Raw genomic sequence first — 12,790 nt, 5'->3', positions numbered from 1 at the left:
TTTAGCTTTTAAGTAAAATATCTGAAATTACTATATTTGGGAAATGTTTTTTAATTAAACCAAAATCATTACTTACTTCAATCTTACCTATTAACTGATTCTTTAAGGTTTGCTTGCTCTGTTCCTTTATGATTACTATCTCAAGCTTTTCTTTAGTAAAAGCAGCTAACAAATCTTCTATTTGTTTTTTTATTTTGCTTGTAACTTCAAGGCTTACGAGTTCTAATCTATTATCACTGAGATTTTTAAGTTCTGTGTTATTAAGCAGGAAGTAATATATATCTATCTCATTATTTTTATATAGATATTCAAGAAAATCTACAATTTCAAATTTTTTTTTTATTTCCGGATTAATTGGTTGATTAAAATTTTGATTATTACCGTCAAAATCTGCAAGCAAGGGTAGCGATGTCGAATATATAGATTTTATAACTAACATTTCCGTTTCTGTTAGCCCGTTATAGGAAATTTTTATTTCTCCTACTCCCTTATTATATATTTGCCATAAGATTGATAAATGGGGCAAACTGATTTTATCTAATATGTTTTTAGTTCTATCGTTAAATGATTCATATATTGGCAAACTATAATTAGGTAACATTTTTACTTTATTAAGATACGCAATAAAATCTGCTACCGATTCTATAAAAATCTCAAGATTAACCGAAAAATTATAAAGCTTATTTATTAAATTTATAGCTTTTTCCGTCTCTCTGTGGATGATACATTCGACAAATTCTATTATAACCGAACTATCAACAAGTCCAAGCATTTGATTAATTACTTGAGGGCTAATTATATTATCGAATTTTGCAGACATACTAGCTGCTTGATCTAAAATAGACACTGCATCACGTGCCGACCCTTCAGACTTATGAGCTATAATTCTTAGTGCTTCTATATCGGTTTTTAAATTTTCCTGCTTAGTTATATATTCAAGTAGCTTAAAAATCTCTTCAAAACTCAACCGCCTTAAATCATAGCGTTGACATCTTGAGATAATAGTTGCAGGTATCTTTTGTACTTCCGTCGTTGCAAAGATAAATATTATATGAGGCGGCGGTTCTTCTAAAGTCTTAAGAAGTGCATTAAATGCTCCCTTAGAGAGCATATGCACTTCATCGATAATAAAGATTTTATGCTTCCCTTGCAGAGGTTTATATTCAGCGGATTCTATAATTCTACGTATATCATCTACGCTAGTTTTACTTGCTGCGTCAATTTCGATTATATCAGGGTGATTATGGTTGTTAAAACTAATGCAGTTTGTACACTGCTCACATGTTTTAATGGTCGTGTTTTCAGTAATTAAAGCAGAGCAATTTACGGCTTTAGCAATAATTCGGGCGGAAGTAGTTTTGCCGACCCCTCTAATACCTGTTAAAAGATAGCCTCCGGTGAGCCTATCATTTAAAATAGTATAGCTTAAAACTTTGACTAATACCTCTTGCCCCTGAAGCTCGGTAAAATTACTAGGACGATATTTCCTTGCAAAAGGAATATACTGATTAGATGAATTTATATCTGTCACGATAGTTATAAGACTTTTTATGTCATACCTCGTCATTGCGAGGAGCGAAGCGACGCGGCAATCTCATGAAGTAATATTGATTCCTGAGATTGCTTCGTCGAATTACTACGTAATTCTTCTCGCAATGACGGCTTTGACATCCAATTCTTTTAAGAATAATGCTAGTAATGACCCATCGAATCCCATTCTGGCTGCTTCCTTTCAGACCTGACCGACTAAACAGGCACAATGCCCACTACTAGCATAATTAACATAACCTGTTTATTTTCAAGAAACAATATATTTTTTTTCTATTTCCGATTTTGTTAATCTTTCAGGTGGACCGAATATTTCAGGGTTTTTTAATTTGAATAAATCATCGGAAAATTTTTGTACTTTAGCTATTTTATCAAAAGTAATAGTGACTATATTATTATCTTCAAATATTTTTAATGCTTCAATTTGTTTAGTAGCTTTATTAAAAGTAATTTCGCTACGCTTTTCCGTTAAAGTATGATAGATAGTAATTTTAGAAATATTTCTTTCATTGATTACCGATTCAAAAACAAAATCCTTATTATCTTCTAATAAAAAATTAAATGTATTTTCGCTTCTATTAATACGGCTTACTTGCTCCATATCATAATCATACATCGATACGAAATTTTTAGTACCTATTATAACTAAAGGGAAAGGAGGATAATAATTACATCTAAAATTATAAGGTTTGTGGATTAGTAATTTTCCTTTAACTATTTTACCGTACGAATCTTCTTGAGTAAAATCTATAGCAACCGATTTTATCGTATGTAGATAAGTTTTTAGCTCCGAAATAGTTGTTTTATCATCTGCTCCAAACGCTACGACTGAATTTATAAAAACACAAATAATAATTAAGAATATTTTTTTCATTTTTATTGTTTTATATTTTAAATTATGTTTAAAATACCTTAGTTATTTTGTTAAAACAAATAATATTTATGAAAATCGTTGCTTTAAAAGAAAAAGCCAAGCATGAAACGCGAGTTGCTATAACGCCTGAAGTAGCAGGATTGTTAGTCAAAAAAGGCTATGCGGTTACGGTAGAAAAAGATATAGGGCTTCATGCCGGTTTTCTTGATGAAGAATATGTTGCTCTAGGTGCTAAAGTATCTTCGGTACCACTCGAAATTATTTCCGATGCCGATATTATATTAAAGGTGCAACCTTCATCCGTTACGGATAAATATAATGAGCTTGAATTTGCAAAAAAAGGAGCAATTATTGTAGGATTATTATCGCCTTATTTGAATCATGAATATATAAAAGCAGCAGCTAAAAAAAACCTCACGACTTTTGCTATGGAATTTGTGCCGAGAATTACTAAAGCTCAAAATATGGATGCTTTATCTTCTCAAAGTAACTTAGTAGGATATAGAGCGGTAATTGAAGCAAGCTATCATTACACAAAGGCTTTTCCTATGATGATGACAGCAGCAGGTACGATTTCACCGTGCAAAACTTTGGTCCTTGGTATCGGTGTTGCAGGACTCCAAGCTATTGCAACGGCAAAAAGACTCGGTAGCATTGTTGCAGGATATGATGTAAGAGCTGCTACCAAAGAGCAGGTAGAAAGTTTAGGAGCTAAGTTTGTTTCACCGGAACTACAAGAAGATTTGCAGGATAAATCAGGTTATGCTCACGAGAGTTCGGAAGATTACAAAGCTAAACAAGAAGAGTTTTTAGCAAAAATTATTAAAGGATATGATATAGTTATTACTACTGCACAAATTCCAGGAAAAAAAGCACCTCTTCTTGTTACGGAAAAAATGCTAGAATCTATGAAGCACGGTTCAGTGATTGTTGATATAGCGACCTCTACAGGAGGAAATGTGGAAGGTTCAGAACCTGATAAGATCGTTACTAAACACGGTGTTACCATAATAGGTTTATCAAATCTTGCTACTAAAATTGCTACCGATAGCTCAAAACTCTACTCTAAGAATTTATATAATTTTCTTAGTTATGTCCTGCAAGACGGTAAATTTAATATGGATGATGAGTTAGTACGTGATATGTTGATTACTAAAGACGGAAAAGTTGTGAGTGAGAAATTAAATATATGAATCAATTACCGATAATGGCTAAACAAGCTGCTGAAATTGCCCATAATACTCAAGAATTATCAGATAAATTAAAGGATTTGGTAATAGATACTAGTTGGCAAACAAACACAAGTACTATAGACCCGCTAGTATTTGCTATAACCATTTTTGTATTAGCTTCTTTTGTCGGATATTATGTAGTGTGGAAAGTAACGCCTGCACTCCATACTCCGCTTATGTCTATTACTAACGCTATTTCAGGTATTATAGTTCTTAGTTCTATGATTGCCGCAAGTAGCTCTGCTTTTGGGTTTTCCGGTTTACTTGGGTATTTTGCAACGCTGCTTGCTTCTATAAATATCTTCGGCGGATTTATAGTAACAAAAAGAATGCTCGAGATGTTTAAGAAGAGGTAGTTATAAGTCGTCATTGCGAGGAAAAACTGTAAGTTTTGACGAAGCAATCTCAGGAGTATTATTTCATGAGATTGCCACGTCGCTTCGCTCCTCGCAATGACGGACAAGTCAAACTACAACTCTAGTTCTTTATATTCAACGGTAACTACTTCGTATGATTTAGATCCTTTCGGTGTTGTAACTTCTACAAAATCACCTACCGATTTTCCAATCAAAGCTTTTGCTATAGGAGAAGCGATTGAAACTCTTTTTCTAGTTATATCGGCTTCATATTCTCCTACAATAATATATGTTACTTCTTCTTCAGTATCGTCGTCAATCAAAGTAACCGTAGCTCCGAATTTTATGTTATCTCCTGATAATTTACCAATATCAATAATTTCCGCTCTTGCCGTCATATCTTCAAGCTCTTTAATACGTCCTTCTATAAATGCTTGTTTCTCACGTGCTGCTTCATATTCCGCATTCTCGGATAAATCGCCGTGTTCTCGTGCTTCTGCGATATCTTCACTAATTTTTTTACGCTCTACATGTTTTAAATGTTTAAGCTCGTGTTCTAATTTTTCAAAACCTTTAGCGGTGATAGGAAATTTTGTATTCATAATTATATTGTATAGATTTAGTAATTTTAGTATACTATTTTCAATAATATAGATTTCAGCAAGTATATTTGTAATAGTTAAATTTGTCAAATAAGCCTTTTTAATTATTTTTCACATATCTAAAAACATATTAATGATTCTATGGAAATTAAAGATTTTGACTTTGAGAAAAAGCGTAAAATTTTCCACCTATCGGCTATAATATTTCCGTTGCTTTATTTATTTATTCCAAGAACCGCTATTACGTTATTATTATTTATAATAACGGCTATTACATTATATTTAGATGTATCACGTCATAATAATGCAAAAATTAGTGAATTTGTAACTAGATTTTTTTCAAAAGTTATAAGGCCTCTAGAAAATAACGGTTCTTTTGCTCTAAGCGGCATTAGCTTTATGATGCTCGGTTTTTTCTTAACTGCTCTTCTTTTCCCTAAAAATTTAGTGATTTGTTCGTGGTTGATTTTAATTATTTCGGATTGTTTAGCGGCTCTTGTCGGCGTTAAAATAGGAAATAGCTTAGGTAACGGTAAATCTATAGCAGGTTCTGTTACTTTCTTAGCTTCTGCAATTTTTATAAGTATATTAGTGTATTTCTATTTAGGGTACAATACGAGTTTTATTATTATCATTATAAGCTGCATAGGGGCTACGGCAGCTGAATTTTATTCAAAAGATTTAAGAATTAACGATAATTTATCTATACCGCTTTCTTATTGTTTATCTACAGCTATTCTTTCTTACATATTGTAATATAATGAGAGTTGCACCGGAATTTTATGAGTTATTAAGAAACCGTATTAACATATCCGATGTAGTACGGCAAAAAGTAGCTTTAACTAGAAAATCCGGTAACTATGTAGGTTTATGTCCTTTCCATCAAGAAAAGACCCCATCTTTTACAGTTAGTGATAGTAAGAGATTTTTCTATTGTTTTGGTTGTAAAGCAGCCGGTGACGTTATAAAATTTACTTCTAATATTAGCGGTTTATCCTATAATGAGTCTGCTATAAAGCTTGCAACTGATTATGGTATAGAGATACCGAAATTAACTGCAAAACAGAAAGAATTTTATGAAGAATCCGATGAAATTCTAAATATTTTAGAACTCGCCAATAAATTTTTTAGGACACAATTAACGCCTGAAATATTAAATTATCTACACGAAAGGGGCATTACCGAAGAAACAGTAAAAGAGTTTTCAATAGGCTTCGCTCCGAAGAATAATAAATTTGAAAAGTTTTTTCACGATAAAAATATAGATATTATAAAACTCGGCAAAGCCGGCTTAATAGGCAAACGAGAAAATGGCGAAATATATAATTTATTTTCTAACCGTATTACTATTCCAATTAGAAATATTTACAATAAGATTGTAGGTTTTGGCGGCAGAGTACTTGGTGAAGGGCTACCTAAATATTTAAATTCACCTGAAACTACAGTATTTCAAAAAAGTGAAACTCTATACGGTGAGCATAAAGCGATAAGCAGTAGCTATAAAAAAAATCATTCGATTTTAGTAGAAGGTTATTTTGACGTTATAGCACTACATCAAGCAGGCTTTAGCGAAGCGGTTGCGAGCCTTGGTACTAGCGTTACTGAAAATCATTTACATAAATTATGGCGTGCCGGCGATGAAATTATATTATGTCTTGACGGAGATAATGCAGGTATAAAAGCTAGCATAAGAACTATTAATCTAGCATTACCGCTTATTAATAGTGAAAAGAAAATTTCTTTTATTAGGTTACCAAACGGACTTGATCCCGACGATGCAGTAAATAAAAACGGTGCTGATTTTTTTGCAAAGCTTATAGATAAAAGAATAAGCCTATCAGAAATGATTTGGCATATTGAGTATAGTGGCAAGAGTTTTAAAACTGCAGAAGAAAAAGCTAATTTAGAGAAAAATTTAAAAGATTACTGCAGTAAAATATCGGATAGTAATTTAAAAGCAAGTTATTACAGGTTTTTTAAAGAACAAATATGGCAAAATTTAGTCACAAAGCAGAAGAAAGCTACAACTAAAAACTCAAATTTGGCTCCTATAATTTCAAGTCACGGCTATTCAGAGCTTGAAATGCTAGAACACGCTTTTTGTGCTTTGTTGGTTAAATTTCCTATAATACTTGAAGAAAAAGATATTAGAGATTTCATCTTAAATTTAAATTTTAATAATAAATCGCTTGAAGAATTCCGTAATTGGTATTTAAACGAGATTATAGATAATAACGTAGAAGCAAGTGAAATTACTGCAATTGTGGAAAAAACTAGCTTTTTTGATATTTTTTTATTATTATCAAAAACGGATAATTTGTTTTTAGATATCTCATTTAATAAAAATAATATCAGACTGGATTTATTATGGCAGTGGCTACATAAGAAATATTATCTAATAAATTTACAACAAGAATACTCTATTACCATAAACAGTACAGACAATCACGACTTTGAAAAAGTTTTATTATATAAAAAAGAAATTCTGAAGATTGCAAATGAACTTCAAGTTTTAAACGAATCTTTTATTAATCACACGATAACTTAATTATTTCAAACTTCTTTTAAAAGAAAAAAGCATATAGGTATTTAATGAGCAATAGCAATATAGACAATGATCTAGATAAAATAGATAGTTTACTTAAAAAAGCTAAATCTAAAAAGATACCGGTCACTTATGATGATATAAACAAAGCTCTTCCTCTTAATAAAAATCCTTCAATAAGACAATTAGAGGAAGCTATATTAAAATTTTCCGATGCAGGAGTAGATATTTTAGAATCTAACGAAGATGATGAAATTAAGCTTGATATCGGAATGGATGAAGAATTTAAGCTATCTACCAATGTTGATAATGAACCTGAGGATGAGGTAGAAGAAGAAAATATAGGTACTACCGATGATCCCGTAAGATTATATCTTAAGGATATGGGGGGAGTCGATCTTTTAACTCGTGAAAATGAAGTAGAAATAGCAAAAAGGATTGAGGAAGGACGTAAAACAATGACTGCTTCCTTATGCAAAAGCCCTATTGCTATGCGTTGTTTTATAGTATGGTATGAAGATTTAGTTAATGAAAAAATGTTACTACGCGATCTGATAGATTTAGAAGCTAACATGTTACATGACGAAACACCCGAAAATGATGAAGAACATAGTAGTGAGACTGAAGGAGAAGAGCATGAGGATAATCACTTATCTATGTCTAGAGTAGAAACGCAGATATTACCTAATATCATAGAGCGTATGAAAAAGATTTCTTTTATCTGCGAAGAGCTACTCATTGAAGCTAAAAAATGTTATGAGAAATCTTTTGAGCCGAAAGTTTTACAAAATAGCAAAAAATATAATAATAATTTGGAATTATTGATAAATGAAGTTTCGGAAATACATTTTAATTCTAAAAGAACAGAAGAAATTTTAGGTAAGATGTATGGAATAAATCGTGATTTAATTAATAAAGAAATAGCCTTTTTAAAACTTGCTGAAAAATACGGAGTAACTCGCCAAAATTTCCTAGATGAATATATAGGATCGGTTATCAATGCAGCATGGAAAGAAAAAATGCTGAAAAATAAAAAAGTCGCTTGGAAAGAGTTAATTACTAAAGAATCGGATTATATAGATCAAATGATTGCCGAATTATCGGTTATAGAATCTAATACCGGGCTTTTAGTTAATGATTTTAAAAAACTAGTAAATACTATACAAAAAAGTGAGAGACAAACGCTACAAGCAAAAAAAGATATGATAGAAGCGAATTTACGTTTAGTTATATCTATCGCTAAAAAATACGCTAATAGGGGATTGCAGTTTTTAGATTTAATTCAAGAAGGTAATATAGGACTTATGAAAGCGGTGGATAAATTTGAATATCGCCGTGGCTATAAATTCTCTACCTATGCTACCTGGTGGATTAGACAAGCTATAACAAGAGCTATTGCAGATCAAGCAAGGACTATACGTATTCCTGTGCATATGATTGAAACAATTAATAAGATACTGCGTACTTCAAGGCAAATGCTTAATGAACTTGGCTATGAACCGACGGCAACGGAAATTGCTAACCGTCTTTCAATGCCGCTTGATAAAGTGCGTAAAGTCATGAAAATAGCTAAAGAACCTATAAGTCTTGAAAATCCCGTAGGTGATGATAGTGACGGCGGTCAATTAGGCGATTTTATCGAAGATAAGAATGCAGTAGCACCGATTGATGCGGCAATTCAGTCAAACTTACGAGAAGTTACCACTAGAGTACTTGCAACCCTTACGCCACGTGAAGAAAGAGTTCTTAGAATGCGTTTCGGTATAGGTATGAATACTGACCATACATTAGAAGAAGTAGGGCAGCAATTTAAAGTAACTAGGGAACGTATAAGACAAATAGAATCCAAAGCTTTAAGAAAGTTACAACACCCTATTAGATCCAAAAAGCTTAATAGCTTTAGAAGCGGTGGAAAGCGTGGTGAAGGTAATCCTTCTGACTTGCTAGAGGCATGATATACTCATTTAATTTGCAAAACTGGCTATGTCGTCTTTTGTAAGTCCTCGGATGCTCACGTATTATTATACGCTCCGCTCCTCGGCTTACAGACTCCTTGCTCTTTTCCAAATTAAATTTCGTCTATCTACTTTCATTTATAGCAGTATACTCATTATAATTTACAAAATTGGCTGTGTTGTTGCATGTATATGTTATGTCATTCCCGCGTAGGAGGGAATTCAGCATAAAGCAAGATAAATCGAGCTTTTAATTTCAAAAATTAGCTGTATTTATACTTTTTTCTAGATTCCCGCCTACGCGGGAATGACACCAAACGGATTTTTCGGTCCACGCGGGCAATGCTTGCTCGCAATGACGGCTTAGGTATCCTTTCCGCAGGAATGACAATAACAATCCCCTTATGTATCGATATAAGATTACCATTGAATATTTAGGCACGAATCTTGCAGGGTGGCAAAGGCAAGCAGGAGTAATATCGGTACAGCAGATATTAGAAGAAGCGATTTATAAGTTTTCCGGTGAACAGGTAATATTGTTTGGGTCAGGAAGGACAGATGCCGGTGTTCATGCTATAGGTCAAGTAGCACATTTTGATCTTTCAAAACATTTAGAACCTCATAAAATTATTACAGCTATCAACTATTTTGCAAGACCGTATGCTGTAGGAGTATGGAATTGTGAATTAGCATCCAATAATTTTCATGCTAGATTTTCAGCTACCTCCCGTCATTATATATATAGAATTATTAACAGACCTTATCCATCGGTAATTGATCTAAATAGAGCTTGGTGGATCAGTTCACCTTTAGATGTTCTAACTATGCAAAAGGCTGCTGCTTATCTATTAGGAAAACATGATTTTACTTCATTTAGGGCTAGCTCATGTCAATCAAAATCACCGATTAAAACTTTAACTGAACTTAATATCATTAAAGAAGACGAAGAAATAAAATTATATCTTTCTGCCCCCTCATTTTTGCATCATATGGTACGTAATATTGTCGGTAGTTTAGTGCTTGTCGGTAAGAATGTTTGGCAGGCAGAACAAATTAAAGATGTTCTAGAAGCCAAAGATAGAAAAGCCGCCGGTCCTACTGCTCCCGCATCTGGACTTTATTTTGTGAAAACAGAGTATTAACAACCATAGTATTACTCCTATCTACTTGCCAATAGTATAACCTCCGTTCCGTATTGTAACTTTCAATATTAACACTATTTACAAAAAATCAAAATAGTATTTAATTCACTAAAAAATTAATGATTGGTTAATTATTATGATGAATCAAGGAGCTTTACAATCTAAACCCAATAATCCCCAAGCTATTACTTTTCCTGAAGGTAAAAACATTTTGGCCACCACGAATACTTCTAAAGAATTAGCATGTGTGTCAGAAACAAATCTAGACTTACAATTATTATATGACTCTATTGCTCCGGTAAAAAATGTTAAGTCTGCTATAGAAATGGTGGTTTATTTATTAAATTATTTATCTCCAAAAAATGAAATAATCGCTATGCAAAATACTATGCAGGCATTATTTATTAATTATAACTATGAAGAATTTATAAGTAATAAATTGCTTGATAGATACAAAATTACAAAAATATCCAAAAATATTTATGACTATCAAATAGGAAAAAATTCTTATTTATATGGTTTTAAATCAAACAAAATTAATAACTTGGAATACAAAGAAAGTATTTTTTTAAAAATACAAGCTACGGAGGTTGCTGTATACGCCGCTATAAAAAATGATCATAAACAAACCGCTGAAGAATTAATAAAAGAAGTATTAAAAAATGCAGACTTACACTTAACCGTGTTTTCAGCAAGTAAATATGATAAATACACCGAATGTTCTAACATTATTGCTAAATTAATAACTCTATTAGAACCGGAATCACAAATTAATGCTTTTCAAATATTAAAAAGCATTATCAAAACAATTTTTACGTATTAACAAATCTTTCTAATGCTTTAATTATAGAGGGGCATTTTGATGAAGTAATAGAGTTATTAGAAAATACCCTAGCAAACATAGATAATAAAGCTTCTTTAGCAAAGGTACATATAGGTAGTTGCTATTATAACCTTGGAGTCGCATATTCCTATAAAGCAGATTATCAAACTACAAAGAAATATTACTTAGCTGCTTTAGAATATTTACCGAATGATCAAGAAACGATTTTAGAGTTAATTAAAATTCATATAGATTGTTATGAATTAGAAGATGCTGACAATTATATAAGTACATTGTCATCTAAAGATTTAAAAGCTACTCTTGAAATGGTTAGTAACTTATCTAGTGTTTCTACAAAAAAGTTGAAAGTAATTAATAAAGCTACGCTACCTAAATCGCTACACTCTTCAATTTTAAATTTAGAATATATAGCTTAATTTAATGAAGGTAGGTTTTCGAATAATGATAAAATTACTGCTTTTGAAAAACTTCTTAAAACTTGTCCTAACGATACAGAATTACTATCAACTGCGATTCATACTAAGCAATTTAATTTTGCAAAAGAAATTATAAAAAAAATTCCTGATGAAGTGCTATTTCAAAGTAAATCTCTTTGGAAATTTAAAACTTTACTCCAATTAAAATCCGATTATCAAGCTATTATTGATAAAAATAACCTTCAAGCAGCAGAAGCAGCTGATTTAATTAATATCTCGAATACTGTTTTAATTGCTAATGAAGAATTTAGTTCAGTTCCTGAAAAGGTAGAAAACGCTTTAAAATACGATCCTCAAAACGAAGAAACTTTAGAAATCGGTATAGCTGCTTCTTTATTAAATAATAATAAAGAAAAAGCAAGAGAATATGCAAATCAATTAACCGAAGAAAAACAGCAAGAAATTTCTGCAAATTACTCTACAGATAACAAAGCAGAAAATATAGAAGAGCTTATAAGAATATGATGCAAAAGAAATACATGCTCATTATCAACGGGTAAAACAACAAAAACTTTTTGAAATTAGTCAAAAAATCACTAATAACAAAATTACCGGTGATTGGGATATCAATAAACAAAAAATTATAAAAAACGATGTTACTTTTATAGGTAAATATAAAGGGCTTAATTGCTTTGCAAAAATTGCGAAAGAAGTTGAAAAAAAACTAGATAAGAACCTCATTGATTCTTTTACTCGTGCTATAGAAAAAGGTATTACATATTGTAAAACAAGTATCAATGGAATTAAATTTTTACAAAATAAAGCAGTAGAAGTTAAAATTGACGGCGAAATGCGTTTATTTACTAACATTTTTTATAAAAATTCTCAAGAAGAACTATTACTAAATTTTGATCATTACGGCAATCATTCTGAGGCAGAAAATTTTGTTAATAACCATAAGTTAGTAGAAGCACTTGGGAATTTAACGGTATTATAATATATAGTTGCGTGGATACCACCCCGTCACTGCGAGCAGTCGTAGACTGCGTGGAACAATTTCACCTCTGTCATCCCGTGGCTTGACCTATAGTGCCGGACAGTTTTTAAAAAGTTCTCTATGTCATCCCTGCGAAAGCAGGGATCCAGGCTAAAAAATCTTGTTCTACAAGATTTTTTAAAAAGCTCGATTTATCTCGCTTTATGCTGGATTCCCGCCTACGCGGGAATGACATAGAGGAAAAATGTCCGGTACTATGGGCTTGACCACGGGATCCAG

At 31.9% G+C, this 12,790-nt stretch carries 13 protein-coding genes and 1 other RNA gene; 10 read left to right on the top strand and 4 right to left on the bottom strand.

The genetic code is table 11. The annotated features are described in order from the left end of the window. Position 1: 1 nt before the first annotated feature. The 3 genes from dnaX to RF_RS07205 all read right to left on the bottom strand — a co-directional run bounded on the left by dnaX (position 2) and on the right by RF_RS07205 (position 2,422). Positions 2-1,531: a DNA polymerase III subunit gamma/tau gene (gene dnaX / locus RF_RS07210; protein ID WP_039595230.1), complete on the bottom strand. Its 1,530-nt coding sequence runs from the start codon at positions 1,529-1,531 to the stop codon at positions 2-4. Positions 1,532-1,684: 153 nt separating this feature from the next. Further along, positions 1,685-1,778: signal recognition particle sRNA small type (gene ffs / locus RF_RS08240), an RNA gene on the bottom strand. A 20-nt stretch (positions 1,779-1,798) separates the two neighbouring features. Continuing rightward, complete coding sequence (locus tag RF_RS07205; RefSeq protein WP_011271663.1) at positions 1,799-2,422, bottom strand: outer-membrane lipoprotein carrier protein LolA; 624 nt, start codon at positions 2,420-2,422, stop codon at positions 1,799-1,801. A gap of 68 nt (positions 2,423-2,490) precedes the next feature. On the opposite strand from RF_RS07205, the gene RF_RS07200 reads away from it, so the two are divergent. Together RF_RS07200 and RF_RS07195 are read left to right on the top strand one after the other, a co-directional pair. Continuing rightward, positions 2,491-3,615, top strand: a complete 1,125-nt coding sequence (locus RF_RS07200; RefSeq protein WP_011271662.1) for a Re/Si-specific NAD(P)(+) transhydrogenase subunit alpha — start codon at positions 2,491-2,493, stop codon at positions 3,613-3,615. Beyond that, complete coding sequence (locus tag RF_RS07195) at positions 3,612-4,010, top strand: NAD(P) transhydrogenase subunit alpha part 2 (protein ID WP_011271661.1); 399 nt, start codon at positions 3,612-3,614, stop codon at positions 4,008-4,010. Before RF_RS07200 ends, RF_RS07195 begins: the two co-directional genes overlap by 4 nt. 113 nt (positions 4,011-4,123) lie before the next feature. Here RF_RS07195 and greA read toward each other — a convergent pair whose 3' ends face one another. Further along, positions 4,124-4,612, bottom strand: coding sequence for a transcription elongation factor GreA (gene greA, locus RF_RS07190; protein ID WP_037213737.1), 489 nt, complete (start codon positions 4,610-4,612; stop codon positions 4,124-4,126). A 141-nt stretch (positions 4,613-4,753) separates the two neighbouring features. Here greA and RF_RS07185 point away from each other — a divergent pair, with 141 nt between their 5' ends. From RF_RS07185 to RF_RS10710, 8 genes are all read left to right on the top strand, one after another. Then, positions 4,754-5,368 (top strand): diacylglycerol/polyprenol kinase family protein, encoded by a 615-nt coding sequence (locus tag RF_RS07185; RefSeq protein ID WP_011271659.1) that lies wholly within the window; start codon positions 4,754-4,756, stop codon positions 5,366-5,368. Between the two features lie 4 nt (positions 5,369-5,372). Further along, positions 5,373-7,160, top strand: a complete 1,788-nt coding sequence (dnaG, locus tag RF_RS07180) for a DNA primase (protein WP_011271658.1) — start codon at positions 5,373-5,375, stop codon at positions 7,158-7,160. A 44-nt stretch (positions 7,161-7,204) separates the two neighbouring features. After that, entirely contained in the window at positions 7,205-9,112 is a 1,908-nt protein-coding gene (gene rpoD / locus RF_RS07175) for an RNA polymerase sigma factor RpoD (protein WP_011271657.1), read from the top strand. A 404-nt stretch (positions 9,113-9,516) separates the two neighbouring features. Beyond that, the gene (truA, locus tag RF_RS07170; protein ID WP_011271656.1) at positions 9,517-10,254 is read left to right on the top strand and encodes a tRNA pseudouridine(38-40) synthase TruA; all 738 of its coding nucleotides are present in this window, start codon (positions 9,517-9,519) and stop codon (positions 10,252-10,254) included. 136 nt (positions 10,255-10,390) lie between these two features. Then, positions 10,391-11,077, top strand: coding sequence for a hypothetical protein (locus RF_RS08215; protein WP_011271655.1), 687 nt, complete (start codon positions 10,391-10,393; stop codon positions 11,075-11,077). A 293-nt stretch (positions 11,078-11,370) separates the two neighbouring features. Next, positions 11,371-11,514 carry a hypothetical protein gene (locus RF_RS10715; RefSeq protein ID WP_156110780.1) on the top strand — a complete coding sequence of 48 codons (144 nt, stop codon included), beginning with the start codon at positions 11,371-11,373 and terminating at the stop codon, positions 11,512-11,514. 153 nt (positions 11,515-11,667) lie between these two features. Continuing rightward, on the top strand, positions 11,668-12,039 hold the full coding sequence (locus RF_RS07160) for a hypothetical protein (protein WP_011271654.1): 372 nt from the start codon (positions 11,668-11,670) through the stop codon (positions 12,037-12,039). Between the two features lie 325 nt (positions 12,040-12,364). Next, positions 12,365-12,511, top strand: coding sequence for a hypothetical protein (locus tag RF_RS10710; protein ID WP_187145853.1), 147 nt, complete (start codon positions 12,365-12,367; stop codon positions 12,509-12,511). Positions 12,512-12,790 lie beyond the last annotated feature (279 nt).

This window comes from Rickettsia felis URRWXCal2, from assembly GCA_000012145.1.
GTDB lineage: Bacteria > Pseudomonadota > Alphaproteobacteria > Rickettsiales > Rickettsiaceae > Rickettsia > Rickettsia felis.
The sequence above is the reverse complement of the archived record's forward strand: the minus strand, read 5'-3'. Positions and strand labels throughout refer to the sequence as shown.

Excerpts from the sequence above, each read along its gene's own strand:
- RF_RS07200 (WP_011271662.1), top strand. The coding sequence starts at position 2,491 with ATGAAAATCGTTGCTTTAAAAGAAAAAGCCAAGCATGAAACGCGAGTT.
- truA (WP_011271656.1), top strand. The coding sequence starts at position 9,517 with ATGTATCGATATAAGATTACCATTGAATATTTAGGCACGAATCTTGCA.
- RF_RS10710 (WP_187145853.1), top strand. The coding sequence starts at position 12,365 with ATGCGTTTATTTACTAACATTTTTTATAAAAATTCTCAAGAAGAACTA.
- RF_RS07205 (WP_011271663.1), bottom strand. The coding sequence starts at position 2,422 with ATGAAAAAAATATTCTTAATTATTATTTGTGTTTTTATAAATTCAGTC.
- rpoD (WP_011271657.1), top strand. The coding sequence starts at position 7,205 with ATGAGCAATAGCAATATAGACAATGATCTAGATAAAATAGATAGTTTA.
- dnaG (WP_011271658.1), top strand. The coding sequence starts at position 5,373 with ATGAGAGTTGCACCGGAATTTTATGAGTTATTAAGAAACCGTATTAAC.
- RF_RS07195 (WP_011271661.1), top strand. The coding sequence starts at position 3,612 with ATGAATCAATTACCGATAATGGCTAAACAAGCTGCTGAAATTGCCCAT.
- greA (WP_037213737.1), bottom strand. The coding sequence starts at position 4,612 with ATGAATACAAAATTTCCTATCACCGCTAAAGGTTTTGAAAAATTAGAA.
- RF_RS07185 (WP_011271659.1), top strand. The coding sequence starts at position 4,754 with ATGGAAATTAAAGATTTTGACTTTGAGAAAAAGCGTAAAATTTTCCAC.
- RF_RS08215 (WP_011271655.1), top strand. The coding sequence starts at position 10,391 with ATGATGAATCAAGGAGCTTTACAATCTAAACCCAATAATCCCCAAGCT.